This is a genomic window from Burkholderia sp. AU45274 (assembly GCF_030482505.1).
In the GTDB taxonomy this organism is placed as follows: domain Bacteria; phylum Pseudomonadota; class Gammaproteobacteria; order Burkholderiales; family Burkholderiaceae; genus Burkholderia.
Map to the genome: position 1 here is coordinate 562,284 of NZ_JAUJQE010000004.1, position 17,309 is coordinate 579,592.

General features: G+C 68.9%; 15 protein-coding genes. 11 read left to right on the plus strand and 4 right to left on the minus strand.

The window, feature by feature from the left end; genetic code table 11:
* Positions 1-554 precede the first annotated feature (554 nt).
* From QZM35_RS18450 to QZM35_RS18465, 4 genes are all read left to right on the plus strand, one after another.
* Positions 555-1,064, plus strand: coding sequence for a sigma-70 family RNA polymerase sigma factor (locus QZM35_RS18450; RefSeq protein ID WP_174975630.1), 510 nt, complete (start codon positions 555-557; stop codon positions 1,062-1,064).
* A gap of 3 nt (positions 1,065-1,067) precedes the next feature.
* On the plus strand, positions 1,068-2,054 hold the full coding sequence (locus QZM35_RS18455; protein WP_301776571.1) for a FecR domain-containing protein: 987 nt from the start codon (positions 1,068-1,070) through the stop codon (positions 2,052-2,054).
* A gap of 102 nt (positions 2,055-2,156) precedes the next feature.
* Entirely contained in the window at positions 2,157-4,694 is a 2,538-nt protein-coding gene (locus tag QZM35_RS18460; protein WP_301776572.1) for a TonB-dependent receptor, read from the plus strand.
* A 55-nt stretch (positions 4,695-4,749) separates the two neighbouring features.
* Positions 4,750-5,529 (plus strand): hypothetical protein, encoded by a 780-nt coding sequence (locus QZM35_RS18465; protein ID WP_089425108.1) that lies wholly within the window; start codon positions 4,750-4,752, stop codon positions 5,527-5,529.
* Between the two features lie 15 nt (positions 5,530-5,544).
* Here QZM35_RS18465 and QZM35_RS18470 read toward each other — a convergent pair whose 3' ends face one another.
* Positions 5,545-6,420 (minus strand): LysR family transcriptional regulator, encoded by an 876-nt coding sequence (locus tag QZM35_RS18470; protein WP_206150130.1) that lies wholly within the window; start codon positions 6,418-6,420, stop codon positions 5,545-5,547.
* A gap of 112 nt (positions 6,421-6,532) precedes the next feature.
* On the opposite strand from QZM35_RS18470, the gene QZM35_RS18475 reads away from it, so the two are divergent.
* Together QZM35_RS18475 and QZM35_RS18480 are read left to right on the plus strand one after the other, a co-directional pair.
* The gene (locus tag QZM35_RS18475) at positions 6,533-6,958 is read left to right on the plus strand and encodes a VOC family protein (protein ID WP_011351673.1); all 426 of its coding nucleotides are present in this window, start codon (positions 6,533-6,535) and stop codon (positions 6,956-6,958) included.
* 132 nt (positions 6,959-7,090) lie between these two features.
* Positions 7,091-7,675, plus strand: coding sequence for a flavin reductase family protein (locus QZM35_RS18480; protein WP_089430927.1), 585 nt, complete (start codon positions 7,091-7,093; stop codon positions 7,673-7,675).
* Positions 7,676-7,696: 21 nt separating this feature from the next.
* On the opposite strand, the gene QZM35_RS18485 is transcribed toward QZM35_RS18480, so the two are convergent.
* Positions 7,697-8,593: a LysR family transcriptional regulator gene (locus tag QZM35_RS18485; RefSeq protein ID WP_301776573.1), complete on the minus strand. Its 897-nt coding sequence runs from the start codon at positions 8,591-8,593 to the stop codon at positions 7,697-7,699.
* A gap of 97 nt (positions 8,594-8,690) precedes the next feature.
* Between QZM35_RS18485 and QZM35_RS18490 the strand changes: the two genes are divergently transcribed.
* The 3 genes from QZM35_RS18490 to QZM35_RS18500 are packed head-to-tail and all read left to right on the plus strand — an operon-like array spanning position 8,691 to position 11,699.
* Complete coding sequence (locus QZM35_RS18490; protein ID WP_301776574.1) at positions 8,691-9,989, plus strand: CitMHS family transporter; 1,299 nt, start codon at positions 8,691-8,693, stop codon at positions 9,987-9,989.
* A gap of 40 nt (positions 9,990-10,029) precedes the next feature.
* Positions 10,030-11,388 (plus strand): acyclic terpene utilization AtuA family protein, encoded by a 1,359-nt coding sequence (locus QZM35_RS18495; protein WP_301776575.1) that lies wholly within the window; start codon positions 10,030-10,032, stop codon positions 11,386-11,388.
* Positions 11,388-11,699: a hypothetical protein gene (locus tag QZM35_RS18500; RefSeq protein ID WP_089425890.1), complete on the plus strand. Its 312-nt coding sequence runs from the start codon at positions 11,388-11,390 to the stop codon at positions 11,697-11,699. Before QZM35_RS18495 ends, QZM35_RS18500 begins: the two co-directional genes overlap by 1 nt.
* A 30-nt stretch (positions 11,700-11,729) precedes the next feature.
* Here QZM35_RS18500 and QZM35_RS18505 read toward each other — a convergent pair whose 3' ends face one another.
* Together QZM35_RS18505 and QZM35_RS18510 are read right to left on the minus strand one after the other, a co-directional pair.
* Positions 11,730-12,551, minus strand: a complete 822-nt coding sequence (locus QZM35_RS18505; RefSeq protein WP_301776576.1) for a carbon-nitrogen hydrolase family protein — start codon at positions 12,549-12,551, stop codon at positions 11,730-11,732.
* A 177-nt stretch (positions 12,552-12,728) separates the two neighbouring features.
* Entirely contained in the window at positions 12,729-13,526 is a 798-nt protein-coding gene (locus QZM35_RS18510) for a response regulator transcription factor (protein ID WP_301776577.1), read from the minus strand.
* 224 nt (positions 13,527-13,750) lie between these two features.
* On the opposite strand from QZM35_RS18510, the gene QZM35_RS18515 reads away from it, so the two are divergent.
* Positions 13,751-16,090 (plus strand): hypothetical protein, encoded by a 2,340-nt coding sequence (locus QZM35_RS18515; RefSeq protein ID WP_301776578.1) that lies wholly within the window; start codon positions 13,751-13,753, stop codon positions 16,088-16,090.
* Positions 16,087-17,307, plus strand: coding sequence for a hypothetical protein (locus tag QZM35_RS18520; RefSeq protein WP_089425117.1), 1,221 nt, complete (start codon positions 16,087-16,089; stop codon positions 17,305-17,307). Before QZM35_RS18515 ends, QZM35_RS18520 begins: the two co-directional genes overlap by 4 nt.
* The last annotated feature ends 2 nt before the right edge of the window (positions 17,308-17,309 follow it).

Genomic DNA, 17,309 nt, shown 5'->3' on the forward strand with positions numbered 1-17,309 from the left:
TGCGCATTGGCTTGTGTGCGTGATCCGGAATGGCAGGAGACTACCGAGCCCGATTAAAACGGCAAAAATGAAATTCTCTTTTGTGGCCTGACGCAGACAGGGATGTCCTCCGATTGCCGCGATCGAGGGATTTGAATTGTTGAAAATTGCGTATCAATCGATTGGCATTTCGCGATTTGGCCATTGCGGCTTGCATATCTCGCGATAATTTCGGGCAATTCGCGGAGGAATCGGGATGGCCGGGATATTGTTATCGATCCGTCAAATAATTATTGAATGAATCGAATTGGCCCGGGTGTAATGAATGTGTTAATTACGCGGCGCGTGCGGCCGGCGACGGCCTCATGGTTGGGTGGCCGATTCCTCATCATGGGTGCCGCGCGTGTGGAACGTCGTGCGTGTGTCACGCCGGCGTGACCGACAGCACCGCGCCGCCCGCCCCAGCGCAGCCACCACCCCCGCGCACCGAAACGCCGGTCGCCGATCTGGTTTTGTATATAATAATCATTCTCATTTACAAAATCGTTGACGCCTGCGCCTCCCGGAACCCGGCCATGTCTGCTGACAAGCTGTCTCTCCATCGAGAAATCGACGCCCTCTACACCGGCCACCATGCGTGGCTGCGCGGCTGGTTGAGCCGGAAGCTCGGTTGCGCGCACCGCGCGGCCGATCTCGCGCACGACACGTTCATGCGCCTGCTTGCGCGCGACGAGCCGATCGGCGCCGACGAGCCGCGCGCGTTCCTGACGACGGTCGCGCAGCGCGTGCTGAGCAATCACTGGCGGCGCGAGCAGATCGAGCGCGCGTATCTCGAAGCGCTCGCACTGCGCCCCGAAGCGCATGCGCCGTCGCCGGAGGAGCGGGCCGTCGTGCTCGAGACGCTGCTCGAAATCGACCAGCTGCTCGACGGCCTGCCGCTCGCGGCGAAGCGGGCGTTCCTGCTCGCGCAGCTCGACGGGCTCACGCAGGCCGAGATCGCGCGCGAACTCGGCGTGTCGCTGGCGACGGTGAAACGCTATCTCGTGAAGGCCGGCACGCAGTGCTTCTTCGCGATGGCGGCCTGACCGGTGGCCGCCCCGGGAGCGCCGGCAGTGCCGCCGCAGGTGGCGCGGCGCGCGGTGGAATGGTGGGTCGACCGGCAGGCCGGCCGCACCGGCGACGCGTTCGACGCCGCGCTCGCGCGCTGGCGCGCCGAGGATCCGGCGCACGACGCGGCATGGCGTCATATCGAAACGATGCAGCGCCGGTTCGGCGGGCTGGCGGCCGGGCTCGACCCGCAGGCCGCGCAGGCGGCGCTGCTGCCGCCGCGGGCGGGCCGCCGCCGCGCGGCCGTGAAGGCGCTGGCCGTGTTGCTGTGCGCGGGCGGTGCCGCATGGATGGCCGAACCCGCGCGGCGCGCGGCGATCTGGCCGGCGGACCTGCGCACGGCGGTCGGCGAGCGGCGCACGGTGACGCTCGCGGATCGCACGGTCGTCGTCCTCGATACCGACACGGCGCTCGACGTGCGCTTCGACGATACGGCGCGCGGCCTGCGCCTCTTGCGCGGCACGATCATGGTGACGAGCGGCCGCGACGAACGCGTGCCCGCGCGGCCGCTGGTCGTCGCGACGGCACAGGGCGAACTGCGGCCGCTCGGCACGCGCTTCGCGGTGCGGCAGCGCGACGGCGCGACCCGCATCGAGGTGTTCGCCGGTGCGGTGCGCGTGCAGCCCGACGATGCGATGGCCGACGCGCGCGTGATCGCAGCCGGAGAGGGCGCGGATTTCACGCGCGACACGATCGGTGCGCCGGCGCCGCTCGATGCGTATGCGTCCGCGTGGACGGGCGGCATGCTCGTCGCGTCGCGCATGCGGCTGGCCGACCTCGTCGCCGAGCTCGATCGCTACCGCCGCGGCAGCCTGCGCTGCGACGCGGCCGTGGCCGACCTGCGCGTGTCGGGCACCTATCCGCTCGACGATCCCGCGCGCGTGCTCGATACATTGAAGGCGACGCTGCCGATCGACGTTCACTACCTGACGCGCTACTGGGCGACGGTCGTGCCGGCCCGTTCGTGAGCGTTTCAAAAAATATTTCCGCTGACCTGAGCTGTTTCTCGATGTTCGCGTGACAGGGGTAGTGAAAGCAGCACTGGCCCATCGTCCACCGACCTCCCGATCATGGTTTCCATCCGTCTCACGTATCGGCGCCGTCCGGCGCCTGCCCGACATCTGCCGCGCGCGTCGCGCCCGGCCGCATCCGCCGCACCTGCCGCGCCGGGTCGCCTCGCGCGCCGGCTGGCCGGCGCCGTCCTGGTGTCAGCGCTGCTGCCGCTGCCCGCGCTAGCCGACACCGACACCGATGCGGCGCCGGCCGTGCAGCGCGCGGCGCGCCGTGCGTTCGACATTCCGGCCGGGCCGCTCGAAGCGGCGCTGAACCGGTTCGGCCGCGACGCGGGCATCCTGCTCGCGTTTCCGGCGGAACTGATCGCCGGCCTGACGAGCGGCGGCGTGCAGGGGCGCTTCGACGTCGACGGCGCGCTCGACCGCCTGCTCGCGGGCACGGGGCTCGTCGCGTTGCGGCAATCGGGCGGCGGTTACACGCTCAAGCGCGCGGACGGTTCGGTCGCACGGCCCGCGGCGGCCGGCGTCGCGGCGGGCGCCGAGTTGCCCGCGATCAATGTGCGCACCCGCGCGCTGCGCGCCGAAAGCTATCGCGCGCCGAAGGAAGCGGGCGTGCTGCGTTCCGAGATCCCGCTGCTCGACACCGCGCAGGCCGTCAACATCGTGCCCGCGCAGGTGCTGCGCGACCAGCGGCCGCGCAACCTGGACGATGCGCTCGGCAATGTCAGCGGCATCACGCAGGGCAACACGCTCGCGGGCACGCAGGACACGATCATGAAGCGCGGCTTCGGCGGCAACCGCGACGGATCGGTCATGCAGAACGGGATGCCGCTCGTGCAGGGGCGCGCGTTCAACGCGGCGGTCGACAGCGTCGAGGTGCTGAAGGGGCCGACGTCGCTGCTGTACGGGCTGATGGACCCGGGCGGCGTGGTCAACGTCGTCACCAAGCAGCCGCAGCTCAAGCGCTACAACGCGATCTCGCTCGGCGCGTCGACGTTCGGGCACGGCAAGAACGGCGGCAGCGCGACCTTCGATTCGACCGGGCCGGTCGGCGATTCGCGGCTCGCGTACCGGCTGATCGTCGACCAGTCGAACGAGCAGTACTGGCGCAACTTCGGCGAATACCGGCAGACCTTCGTCGCGCCGTCGCTCGCGTGGTACGGCCGCGATACGCAGGTCGCGGTGTCCTACCAGTACCGGAAATTCCATTCGCCGTTCGATCGCGGCACCGCGCTCGACCCGCGCACCAACGCGCCGCTCGACATTCCCGCGCGGCGGCGCATCGACGAGCCGTTCAACAACATGGACGGCGAATCGCACCTCGCGCAGCTGAGCGTCGATCACCAGTTCAACGCGGACTGGAGCGCGCATTTCGGCTACAGCTACAACCGCGAGACCTACGACGCGAACCAGTTGCGCACGACCGGTGTTGATCCGGTGAAGGGCACGATGACGCGCAGCAACGACGCGACGCACGGCTCGCTCAGCACCGACAGCTACGGGATCGGCTACGTGAACGGCAAGCTGATGCTGGGAGGGATGCGGCACGACGTGCAGGTCGGCTTCGATACCGAATACCGCCGCATCTACCGCAAGGACATGCTGCGGCAGGCCGTGAAGACGCCGTTCAGCTATCTCAACCCCGTCTATGGGCTGCTGCCGCCGTCGAGCACGGTATCGGCGAGCGACAGCGACCAGACCGACACGCTGCACGATGCGTCGGCGTTCGTGCAGGACACGATCCACCTGACCGACAAGTGGATCGTGTCGGGCGGGTTGCGCTACATCACGTACAACCAGGTCGCGGGGCGCGGGCGGCCGTTCGTCGCGAACACCGATCTCAGCGGTTCGAAGTGGCTGCCGCGCGCGGGCGTCGTCTACAAGTGGACCGACACGTTCTCGCTGTACGGCAGCTATTCGCAATCGCTGAAGCCGTCGTCGTCGATCGCGCCGATGACGGGCTACATCATCGACGGTGCGACGCCGCCCGAGGAAGCGACCGCGTGGGAAGTGGGCGGCAAGCTCGACCTGCCGGGCGGCATGACGGGCACGCTCGCGCTCTTCAATATCGACAAGAAGAACGTGCTCGTGTCGCAGTACAACGACGCAACCAAGCTGACCGACTGGCGCACGTCGGGCAAGGCGCGCTCGCGCGGGATCGAGCTCGACGTGTCGGGCAAGATCGGCGAGCGCGTGAACGTGATCGCGAGCTACGCGTACATCGACGCGAAGACGACCGAGGATCCGCTGTACGCGGGCAACCAGCTGTGGAACGTCGCGCGTCACACCGCGTCGCTCGCGGCCGTCTACGACTTCGGCACGGTGGCCGGCGGCGACGACCTGCGCATCGGCGCGGACATGCGCTACGTCGGCGCGCGGCCCGGCGATTCGGCGAACAGCTTCACGCTGCCGTCGTACGTGCTCGCCGACGCATTCGCCACGTACGACACGCGGATCGGCAAGCAGAAGCTGTCGTTCCAGCTCAACGTGAAGAACCTCTTCAATCGCACGTACTACCCGTCGAGCGCGAACCGTTACTTCGTCGCGATCGGCGATGCGCGACAGGTGTCGCTGCTCACCACGCTGCAATTCTGACCATGCAATCGCCGCGCGGCCGTCACGGCGGCGCGCGGCTTCGGAGAAGATCCAGATGAACCGGAACATGAAGACCGGCGCCGTGCGCGCCGTGGCCGCGAGCGCGCGGCGCCGCGCAATGCGCGCGATCGCGGGCTCGGTGCTCGCGATCGGCGCGGGCCTCGGCCTTGGCGCAGGTGCCGCTACGCCTGCATTGGCGGCCGATGCACCACAGGCCGTGACGCGCGTCGCGATGCTCGTGCAGCTGCGCGGGCCGAACCTGAAGGTCGACGAACGCATCGTCCAGCATCTCGGCGAGCGCGGCTACGCGGTGCGCCTGATCGACGAGTCGTCGACGCCCGATGCGGCGCGCGATGCCGACCTGGTCGTGATTTCGTCGACGGTGTCGTCGAAGAACGTGCGACCCGGCTGGCGCACGCTCGACAAGCCGCTCGTGACCTGGGAAAACGACCTGCTCGACGATCTCGCGATGACGGGCAAGCGCCACGACGTCGACTTCGGCGAAACGGGCAAGGAGCGCTACCTGTGGCTCGTCAATGCACCGCACCCGATCGCGGCCGGGCTGCCGGCCGGCGCGACGAACGTGTACGGCAAGCAGGCGCCGATGAGCTGGGGCAAGCCGGGGCTCGGCGCGATCACGATCGCGACCGTGTATGGCCAGCCCGACAAGGCCGCGATCTTCGCGTACGAGAAGGGTGCGACGATGGACTACGAAGCGCTCGCGCCCGCGCGTCGCGTGATGTTCTTCCTCGACAACGACACGTTCGTGAACCTGTCGCCGGCCGGTGTCGCGCTGTTCGACGCGGCCGTCGACTGGGCGGCCGGGCGGCGCTGATCGGCAACGCCGGCGCTAGGCCGGCTGCCGTGCCGCCGCTTCGATCAGTTGCGCGAGCTTCTGCGCCGGCTCCGACATCGTGCGCCGCGCGCGATGCACGAGCCCGATGTCGCGGTGGAACGTGTGATGCCCGAGGTCGATCGCGCGTACGCCGGCCGGCCAGCGGCGATACACGGCGGTCTGCGGGACGATTGCGACGCCGACGCCGTTCTCGACCAGCTTGACGATCGCGTCGAGCTCGTCGAGCTCACACGTGTCGCGCACCGCGATATGCATCTTCCTCAGGAAGCGATCGACCTGGCGGCCGCCGAACGACGCGCGGTCGTAGCGCACGAACGGCTCGCGCGCGAGCAGCTCGGCCCAGTCCTTGCCCTTCACGCTGCGCGGCACGATCAGCCGGAACGGTTCCTGCACGAGGGTCGTCCAGTGCAGGTCGCTCTGCAGCGAAAACGGCGGCCGGATGATCGCGGCCATGTCGATTTCACCGGCGTCCACCCGGTTGACCAGCTCGATCGACAGCCCCGGGATCACGCGCGTGCGGCACGCGGGATGCCGGCGATGGAAATCGGCGAGCGCGGCCGGCAGCAGCGCGCTCTGCACCGACGCGATCGCGCCGATCGTCACGCGCACGGCGGCCGGCGAGCCGGGCGACGTCGAGCTCAGGTTCTCGTACAGGCCGATCAGCGCCTGCGCCTGGTCGAGCACGTGATGACCCATCTCGTTGAGCCGCGCCGAGCGGCCTTGCCGGTCGAACAGCGCGAAGCCGAGTTCCGCTTCGAGCCGCTGCATCTGCGCGCTCACGGCCGCCTGCGTGAGCCCGATACGGTTGCCGGCCGCGGCAAACGTGCCTTCCCGGGCGACGGCGACGAGGGTTTTCAGTTCGCGGATCATTCATCAATTTCGTTTGTGAATGACGCAACTATATATTGATTTAATTTCTGCTTGACCTTGACTACCATGGTGCCGTCCTCGCGCCACGCGAGCGTTCCATCACGAGGCCACCATGAGTCTTTCCCCGTTTCACCTGGCGATTCCCGTCTACGACCTGCCGGCCGCGCGCGATTTCTACGGCCGTGTGTTCGGGCTGGCAGAGGGGCGCTCGAGCGCGCAGTGGGTCGACTTCGACTTCTACGGGCACCAGCTCGTGATTCACGAGCATCCGAAGACCGCGTCGCAGGAAGGCGCGCATACGAACGCGGTGGACGGTCACGACGTGCCGGTGCCGCATTTCGGGATCGTGCTCGACTGGCCGAGCTGGGAAGCGCTGGCCGAGCGGCTGAAGTCGTTCGGCGTGACCTTCGTGATCGAGCCGTATGTGCGGTTCCAGGGGCAGGTCGGCGAACAGGCGACGATGTTCCTGTTCGATCCGTGCGGCAACGCGCTCGAGTTCAAGGCGTTCCGCGACATCGGCCAGTTGTTCGCGAAGTGACCGGCGGCGCGGTCAGCGCCGATTGACATTGGGTGCGAGAATGCGGCCTCCGGCCCGGTTGCGCGCCTGCGCACCGGCCGGCGCCGCGCCGCACGGCATCCGTCCGTGCGAGCCGTTCTCCAAGGAACCCGTATGGACAGTCACATCGCTCCGGTGGAGCTGAAGAAGGCCTACCGTCTCCTCAACCACGGCCCGACCGTGCTCGTGTCGGCCCGCCACGATGGCGTCGACAACGTGATGGCTGCCGCCTGGGCGTGCGCGCTGGATTTCCTGCCGCCGAAGCTGACGGTCGTGCTCGACAAGACCGCGAAGACGCGCGAGCTCGTCGAGCGCAGCGGTACGTTCGTGATCCAGGTGCCGACGGCCGCGCAGCTGCGGCTCACGCATGCGGTCGGCAGCCACAGTCTCGCGGAGCGCCCCGACAAGCTGCGCGAAGCGGGTGTCACGCTGTTCGACGTCGAAGGCCACGACCTGCCGTTCGTCGCCGGCTGTTCCGGCTGGCTCGCGTGCAGGCTGGTTCCGGAGCCGCACAACCAGCAGACCTACGACCTGTTCATCGGCGAGGTGGTCGCGGCGTGGTCCGACACGCGCGTGTTCCGCGACGGCCACTGGTATTTCGAATCGGCCGATCCGGCGCTGCGCAGCCTGCACTACATCGCGGGCGGCAATTTCTATGCGATCGGCGAATCGCTGCACGTCGATCCGGACGCGAAGTAAGCACCAATCCGGGCGCGCGGTTCACGCGCGCTTGTTCAATTCCGTCAGCATGGCTTCGGCGAACGCCTGCGCGACGCGCGGCAGCGTGCGGCCGCGCTTCGTGACGAGCGCGATCGGCCGCACGAACGCGGGGTCGTCGATCGGCTTTGCGACCAGCTCGGGCTCGGCGCGCACCTCGCGCGCGGTTGCCGGCAGGATCGTCACGCCGAGCCCGCCGCGCACCATCGCGACGGCCGTCATCATGTAGGTCGGCTCGCACGCGATGGCGGGCGTGCAGCCGGCCGCGTCCAGCGCGGCATCGACGACGCTGCGCACGCTCGTACCCCGTGCGGTGAGCACGAGCGGCACGGCTGCGACGTCGGCGGTGGTCAAGCGGCGCTTGCGCGCGAGCGGATGATCCTTCGGGCACACGGCGACGAGCTGGTCGGCGCCCGCATACAGCACCTCCAGCGACGCATCGAAGGTGTCGCCACCCGTCAAGCCGAGATCGGCTTCCTCGTTGCGCACGAGCGCCGTGACGAGGCTCGCGACGCCGTCGCGGATCTCGAAGCCCGCAAGCGGCACCTCGCGCCGGAACGACTGGATCAGCTCGGGCAGCACGCTGGACGCGAAGGTCGGCAGGCACGCGAGCCGCACCGTGCCGCTCGTGCCTTCGCCGAGTGCGCGCGCGTCGCGCAGCACGCGCTCCATGTCGTCGAGCGAGCGTTGCAGCAGCGGCAGCAGCTCGCGCCCGGTCTGCGTGAGCGCGACGCTGCGGCTGTTGCGGTCAAACAGGCGCGCGCCGACGATCTCCTCGAGCCGGCGGATCTGCACGGTCAGCGCCGGCTGCGACAGATGCAGGCGTGCGGCCGCACGCGTGAAGTTGCCGGCCTGCGCGACGGTGACGAACGCGCGAATGTCGCGAAGATTCAGATCCATAACGGTTCGTGATTGCTGCGATCAAATCATTTCAATTGTGCTATCGCTGCGCCGACCTTACGCTCGTCTCCAACAAAAGACAAGGTAGGAGACACGGATGCTGCCGTTACTCGGGCTGGGCACGATCGTCGTGCTGCTGGCCGCGATTCTGTCGAAGCGGATGTCGCCGCTCGTTGCGCTGATCATCGTGCCGATCGCCGCGTCGCTGATCGGCGGCTTCGGGCTGCACACCAGCAAGTTCGTCATCGACGGGCTGAAGGGGCTCGCGCCCGTCGTCGGGATGTTCGTGTTCGCGATCCTCTATTTCGGGACGATCACCGACGCCGGCACGCTCGACCCGATCATCGACCGCATCCTGCGCGCGGTCGGCACGCGGCCCACGCGTATCGTGATGGGGACGACGCTGCTCGCGCTGCTGATTCACCTCGACGGCTCGGGCGCCGTCTGCTTCCTCGTGACGATTCCGGCCGTGCTGCCGCTGTACGACCGGCTGAAGATGGACCGGCGCGTGCTGGCCGCCGCGGTGTCGATGGCCGCGGGCATCAACTTCCTGCCGTGGACGGGGCCGATGATCCGCGCGTCGGCGTCGCTGCACCTGCCGGTCTCGGCGCTGTTCAATCCGCTGATCCCGGTGCAGGCGATCGGGATCGTGTTCGTGTTCGGCGTCGCATACTGGCTCGGGCGGCGCGAGGAGAAGCGGCTCGGCCTGTCGCGCGACGATGCGTCGATCCCGCTGCCGAAGCGCGAGCTGACGCCCGACGAGCAGGCGCTGCGCCGGCCGCACCTGTTTTGGTTCAACCTGGTGCTGACGCTCGTCGTGCTCGGCACGATGGTTGTGATGGGCGAGAAGATCCCGCCCGCGATCATGTTCATGGTCGGCCTGTGCATCGCGCTGATGGTGAACTACCCGGACGTCGACATGCAGAGAAAGCGCATCGACGCGCATGCGCGCGCCGCGCTGATGATGGCCGGCATCCTGCTCGCGGCCGGCGTGTTCACGGGGATCATGCAGGGCAGCGGGATGCTGAAGGCGATGGCGCAGGCGGCGGTCGGCTTCGTGCCGCCGTCGATGGCCGGCCACATCCCGGTGGTGCTCGGCCTCGCGTCGATGCCGCTCAGCATGCTGTTCGATCCCGATTCGTTCTACTTCGGCGTGCTGCCCGTGATCGCGGAAGTGGCCGGCCAGCTCGGCGTGCCGGCCGTGCAGGTCGGGCAGGCTGCGTTGCTCGGCCAGATGACGACCGGCTTCCCGGTCAGCCCGCTGACGCCCGCGACCTTCCTCGTCGTCGGCCTGTGCGGCATCGAGCTGGCCGAGCACCAGAAATTCACGTTCCCGCTGCTGTTCGGCGCCTCGATCGTGATGACGATCGCGTGCGTCGTGCTGGGCATCTTTTGATCTTTCCCGGCGGTGACCGCCGCCGGACGACGGTACGGACATGACAGCAAAGCAACCTGAACGGCGCGTGCGCATCGGCGCGGGCGCCGGCTACTCGGGCGACCGGATCGAGCCCGCGGTCGAACTGGCCGAACACGGGCAGCTCGACTATCTCGTCTTCGAATGCCTGGCCGAGCGCACGATCGCGATCGCGCAGCAGGCGCGGCGCAAGGACCCGGCACTCGGCTACGACCCGCTGCTCGACGCGCGGATGCAGGCGGTGCTGCCGGTCGCCGTGCCGAAGGGCGTGCGCATCGTGTCGAACATGGGCGCGGCGAATCCGCGTGCGGCCGCGCGGCGCACCGCGCAAATCGCGCAATCGCTGGGTTTCGCGAAGCTGAAGGTCGCGGCGGTCGAAGGCGACGACGTGCTCGACGTCGTGCTGCGCGGCGCATTCCGCTTCGAGGAATCGGGCGACGACGTCGCCGCCTATCGCGACCGCATCGTGTCCGCGAACGCGTACCTCGGCGCCGCGCCGATCGTCGATGCGCTCGCGGCCGGCGCGGACGTCGTGCTGACCGGGCGCGTCGCCGATCCGTCGCTGTTCGCCGCGCCGCTGATCCACGCGTTCGGCTGGCGGATGGATGACTGGGACACGCTTGGCGCCGCGACGGTCGTCGGCCACCTGCTCGAATGCGCGGGGCAGGTGACGGGCGGCTATTTCGCCGATCCCGGCTACAAGGATGTGCCGAACCTCGCGCGCCTCGGGTTTCCGATCGGCGAAGTCGCGGCCGACGGCACGCTCGTGATCACCAAGGTGCCGCACGCGGGCGGCCGCGTGAGCGCGGCGACCTGCAAGGAACAGCTGCTCTACGAGATTCACGACCCGGCGCGCTATCTGCAGCCCGATGTCGTCGCGGATTTCACGCAGGTCACCGTCGCCGAGGAGGCGACCGATCGCGTGCGCGTGACGGGCGGGCGCGGCACCGCGCGGCCCGATACGCTGAAGGTATCGGTGGCTTATGTCGACGGCTGGATCGGTGAAGGCCAGATGTCGTACGGCGGTCCGGGCGCGCTCGAACGTGCGCGTCTCGCGCTCGAGATCGTTCGCGAGCGGTTGGCGATGACCGGCGTCGCCGCGACCGAGTTGCGCTTCGACCTGATCGGTGTCGATGCGCTGTATGGCGACGCGACGCCGGCCGTGCGCGGCGAGCCGGCCGAGGTGCGCGTGCGGGTGGCCGGCCGTGCGGCGAGCGCCGCCGAAGCCGCGCGCATCGGCAACGAAGTCGAGACGCTCTATACGAACGGGCCGGCCGGCGGCGGCGGCGCGTTCAAGTCGACGCGCGAGGTGATCGCGGTGCAGTCGGTGCTGCTGCCGCGCGCGGCCGTGACGCCGTCGTTTTCATTCGTGGAGGCATGATGCAACTGCGTGAACTCGCGCATGCGCGCACCGGCGACAAGGGTAATACGCTGAACGTGTCGGTCATCTGCCACGATCCGCGTCATTACGATCACCTGCGCACGCATCTGGATGCCGACGCCGTGAAGGCGTGGCTCGCGGGCATCGTGCACGGCGACGTCGTGCGCTATGAATTGCCGGCGCTCGGCGCATTCAATTTCGTGCTGCGCGATGCGCTCGGCGGCGGCGTCACGCGCTCGCTCGCGCTCGACGCGCACGGCAAGTCGGTCAGTTCGGCGCTGCTGGCGATCGAGGTGCCCGCCCCGGCGTGACGGATGTCGCCGCCGGAGGCGGGCCAGCGCTTACGGAATCAGCAGTTCGCGCAGGCCGCTGGCGTGCTCGATGCATTCGCCTGCGATGTGCAGGCGCTGATCGCGGCGATAGTTGTAGACCGCGCGCGACGCGGCGAGCTGGTCGAAATCGAGTTCGACCGCATGACGCGATTCGGTATTGCCGGCCTCGAAGATCAGGTTGCCGAACGGATCGGCCGCGAGGCTGCCGCCCGCGAACACGATGTCGTGCGCGCTGCCGCCGACGCGGTTGGCGACCACTGCGAACACCTGGTTCTCCATCGCCCGCGCTGTGGCCGATGTGCGGTGGACGGGGCGGTACGGCTCCATGTTGCCGTCGGTGATGAGGATCAGCTCGGCGCCGAGCGCGGCGAGCGCGCGGCCGGTTTCGGGGAATTCGTTGTCGTAGCAGATCAACAGGCCGATCCGCACGCCGCGCCATTCGATCGTCGCGAAACGGTCGCCGGGCAGCACGACGCCGTGCTCGCTCACCCACAGATGCGTCTTGCGATAGCGCAGCGCGATGCCGTCCGGCGTGACGAAGACGGTCGTGTTGTAGAAGCGGCCGCCGTCGTTCTCGATCAGCCCGACCACGACCGCCACATCGCGTGCGCGTGCGGCTGCCATGACCGCGCCGACGCTCGGGCCGTCGAGCGGCTCGGCGCATTCCGCAAGATTCGACGGATCGAGGAAGCCGGTGAGTTGCGCTTCCGGAAACATCGCGATGTCGGTGCCCGGTGCGCAGGTTGCGATCGCGTCGAGCGTGCGTTGCAGGTTGTAGGGCGTGTCGCCGTCGCGACCGGCGAGCTGGACGATATCGAGCTTCAGTTTCATGGCGATTTCGGTAGCAGGGGCCCGTCGCCGGTGGCGCCGGAAGGGTGGGTCAGGAGGCCCCAGTATGCGCCGAAGCGGCGGATTTCCCATCCCGCCGGCGCGTTAACCCTTCGGGGGTATTGATCTGTGACGCCGCCGGTGCCGGCGAGCACCGGCACGCGCGGCCCGCGATGCGTGTCAGGTGCCGGCTTGCGCGTTCAGGAACAGCGAGAACAGCTCCGATTGCGAGTTGATGGCGAGCTTCCCGTAGATGTTGCGGCGATGGACCTTGACCGTTTCGGCGGATATCGCCAGCTTGTTCGCGACTTCCTTGTTCGAGCGCCCGCTCAGGATCAGCCGGATCACGTCGAGTTCGCGCGCGGTGAGCGGCGTGCCGAGCCGCGCCATGGCGCGCTCGAAGCCGTCCTGCGCACGGGTGCCGGCCCGCGGCGGCACCGCGGCTTCGACGGCGGCCGGCTCGAACGCGAGCCGCTGCCGCATCAGCCCGGCCACCCATGGCCGGATCAGGTCGAGCAGCGCTACCTGCTCGGGGCTGAAGCGCCGCTTGCTGCCGAGCGACAGGCATAGCGTGCGCGCATCGTCGAGCACGACGTTGAACTGCACCTCGTCCTCGACGACGTTGTGCGTGAAATAGAGCGTGTAGTACTCGGTATCGCGGAAGCATTCGGGCGCGACGTCGGACAGCCGGAACAGGCCGCTCTTGGGCGCGTCGCGGTTCGCGATGTAGAACGGGTCGAGCTGGTACAGGCCCTGCACGTAGTCGCGGAACAGCGGGTCGGGGCCGCCGCCTTCGTACGGGCATTCGGCGAACACCTGCGGGCGGCCGTCGCCGAACGTCAGCGCGACCCAGCTGTCGACCGCGACGTATTCCTCGATCAGCCGGATCAGCGCCAGCCAGAAGCCCGGCTGGTCGAGCGACTCGATGAGCCGCCCGACCGAGCGGTGCCAGGCGACGTCCTGCAACGTGAGGTTCATGCGTGTTCCGGGTCGGGCGGGACCGGTCGGGACGCATCGCGCCGTCGCGCCATCCGCATCGACCGGATCCGGGAATGAAGAACGAGATCGTAACGCCGGACGACGCGAATGGCGAGGCCGCGCACTGCCTCCGTCTCCTGATAAGCTATCGCGATTCCGAGAGGGGGGTAGCCGTTGCCCCCAGTGCCTATACCAAGACCAAGACTCATAACGATATGACAACGATGCCTTTGACGGGCCAGTCGCTCGACACGCTGATGAACCGGCTCGAAGCCGATCTCGAAGAAAGCGACTCGAGCCGCGAGAGCGACCTTGCGGCAAGACTGCGGGCCCAGCCGTTGCGTGCCGATTCGCTCGACGCGATCGAGCGCCTGCACACGCTCTGGATGCACGCCGGCGATCCGGCCGCTGCACGCGCCGTGCTCGACGACGACGGCGCAGGCGTGCACTACGCGGCGCCGCCCGACGCGCGGCCCGACATCCGCATGCAACTCGCGCTGTACCGGTTGCAGATCGCCCGGCACCTGGGCGAGAACGACGCCGTCACCCACGCGATCGGCGAGATGCATGACGTCGTGCGCACGTCGCCGACGCTCGATGCCGATCGCTTCGTCCGCGCCCGCATTCTCGATACGCTGGAATACGACCACGCGGAGCACGCGCTCGACGCGATCGAACTGCGTCACGCATTGAATGGCGCGCTGGCCGACCGCGCCGCGTTTCGCGCCTGGGACGAAGCGAACCGGCAATGCCTGCGTGCGTGGGCCTTGCGGCGGCTTGGCCGGGACGACGACGCGCGGGCGGCGGCCGAGGCCGCGGTGGCGGCCATCGCATCGGCAGGTGCGGACCAGGACATCGACGCCGATGACTGGCTGCGGATCGGCCGGGCGATGATCGAGATTGCGCCGCTGCAGTTCGACACGATTCGCCGGGCCGTCGAGTCGCGCATCGCCGACTGGGCACTACCGCCGCGCCGCGAGGCCGAGGTGAGGCTGGCGCGGCTTGCCGCGCGGGCGGCACATGCGCAAGGCGATCTCGACGGCGCGCTCGCCCGGTGCGAGATGGCGAGTCACAGCCTCGAGTCGGACGGCGGCGACGACTTCATCGAATACGAACTGCCGTGGCTGCTCGAGGCGGGCCGCTTCGACGACGCGGGGCGCCGCGCGTTCTTCCACGTGTACCAGATCGAAAGCAGCATGCTCGACCGGGTGGGGCAGATCATCCACGCACGCCTCGCCGAGCCGACCGACACATCGGTCTGGTGGCCGCTGTGTGCGATGCGCGCAGCCGGTTTCGCGCCGACGCTCGAACGGCTCGTCGAACTCGGCGCGGAACAGCCCGACGCGCTGGCCGCGCGTTCGCCGACCCACGGCGAGATCTTTGCCGCGCTCGGCTCGCTCGAGGGCGACGCGTTGCGCTACGCGATCGCCGACGCCGCGCGCGAGGTCGCGCTGCGGCGCGCGCCCGGCCATCCGTGGATCGCGCGGCTCGCGGCGGTCTACGACGGCGAAACCGGCCGCATCGATGCGACGACCCAGGCCGCGCGCCTGTTCGCGGCCGCGCAGGAAGGCGAGATGCACGACAACCGCACCGCGTTCACGCTGACCGAGGCGCGCATACGCGCGCTGGGGGTCGCCGCCGCGCTGAGACTGCCGCCGCCGTCGCTGCGCAGCGGCTTGTGGAGCTACGCATTCTCGGGCTGGATCGAGGACCGGGTCGAGGAGGCGATCGAGGCACTGCCGGCCGCGGAACGGGCGCCGGTGCGTGCCGACCTTCAGCGCCTGCGGATCGCCGCGTACGAGCAGGGCCGTGCGTGCATGGAGCGCTTCTTCGAGACCGGCAAGGGGCACCCGTACGATTCTTGTGCGCACCTGTATTCGATGCTCTGCAACAACCTCGCGATTCTCTACCGCGACGAGGACCGTTACGACGAGGCGCTGGTCCTGCATCGCAACGGGATTGCGGCGAGCTCGTTTGCCGAGCATTACTCCGGTGTCCGCTACGTGCTCGCCTGCCAGGGCAAGGACGACGAGATGGTCGAGGCCGCCGAGCAGCTCTGGCATTACGCCGCCGAATACGGTTTCAGCCGGCATGACCCGAACTGGTACGTGCGCGACGTGGTGCGCGCGCTGTATCGCCTCGATCGTTGCAACGAACTGCCGATCTGGCTCGAACGCCTCGTCGGCTGGCAGCGCGAACACGATCAGATCGACGGCAGCCTGCCCGACGAAGCGCTGATCGCCCGCTTCGTGTTCGCCTCCCACATGGCGGCATCGCATCCGGATCAGGCGTCGGCGCTGTACGACGCCGCGCGCGGGCAGGCCGATGCGTCGCACGATCTGGATGTCCTGCTCCGGGCTGCCGACGCGGCATACGAACTGGGCCGCCGGTCGGATGCGAAGTATTTCTACGAGCGTGTGCTTGCCGGCAACCGGCACGCTGCGGAACCGCTCGACCTGATGGAGGACGTGATCGAGCGACGGATCCGCGAGGCCGATGCGCCGGCCTCGCCGGATTCAGCGACCGCCGCGCCGAACAAGCGCTGGTGGAAGTTCTGGCAATGACGGCCGTCGATCGGCGGGCCGGCTACGCGCCGCGCAACGCGCTGAACGCCGATGCGCTGAAAGCGGCGATCGCCGCGCGCAGCACCGCGCGGGGCGATGCCGACGCGGTGCGCGCGTGGCTGCTCAATCATTTCTACCGGCATGTCGTCGCCAACTTCGAGCCCGCGCGCACGATCGGGTCGCTCGACGAGGCGCGGCAGGCGCTCGGCCAGGCTGCGCCGCCGGCGTGGGTCGCGCGGCGCTTCGGGCCCGGCGCGAAGACGATCGGCGAGGGCGACGCCGGCAGGCAGGCCCCTGTCGTCTGGGTCGACCCGGCCGATCCGCACCTTCTCGCACTCGAAACCACGCTCGTCGAGTTTCTCGAATCGCGCAAGGGCACCGGGCTCGAGGGCAAGCTCGACCGTGTCAATTGCCCGCAGGCGCTCGCGATGTGGGAACGCGAGCATGCGGAGATGGCGGACCGGATCGCGCGCGGCTGGCGCGAGAGCCAGCCCGATGCGCTGCGCACGTGGTGCGAAACCGCCAACGGGCGCTTTGTCGAATTCCTGCCCGACAGCGCGCTGCTGCGCGCCGAAATGGCGTTCGAGAGTTACGTGATGCGCCATTGCCTCGGCCAGTTCGCCGACCGGCAAGCGCTGACGGGCGGCTACGGCGGGCGCTATGCGGAAGCGATCGAGGCGCGCACGCTGCGGTTGCTGAGCTTTCGGGATGCGGGCGGCCAGCCGCACATCACGATCAGCGTCGCGGTGCAGGCGGACGGCAGCCTCGACGTCGATCAGGTCAAGGGCAAGCAGAACCGGCCGCCGGTCGAGCGCTACGTCGACGACGTGCTGGCCTGCCTGAATGCGCTGGGGACGACGGATCGCACGCCGCCCGACTGCATCGCGCTCGGCGTCGTCCATACGCCGTCGGGGTGGTGCAGGATCGAGGACGTGACGGATGCCGCGTCGCAAGCACGGCTCGTCGCGCGCCATCCGCAATTGTTCGGACGGCTCGCCGAGCCGACGCCGACCGTCGAGTGGCTGGTCGCCGCGCGGCAGCCTGAACTGCTGCACGCGCGGCCGCCGCGTGCCGGTTCGGTGCGTTACGCGGTGCGCGCGACGCTGGCGCCGGCGGTGCCGTCCGCACGGCCGGACGACGCGCAGCCTGCCTTTGCCACCGAGGGCGTGCGCTGGCCCGGCTACGACGCGCCGCGTGGCGTCGGTGCCGCGCAATGACG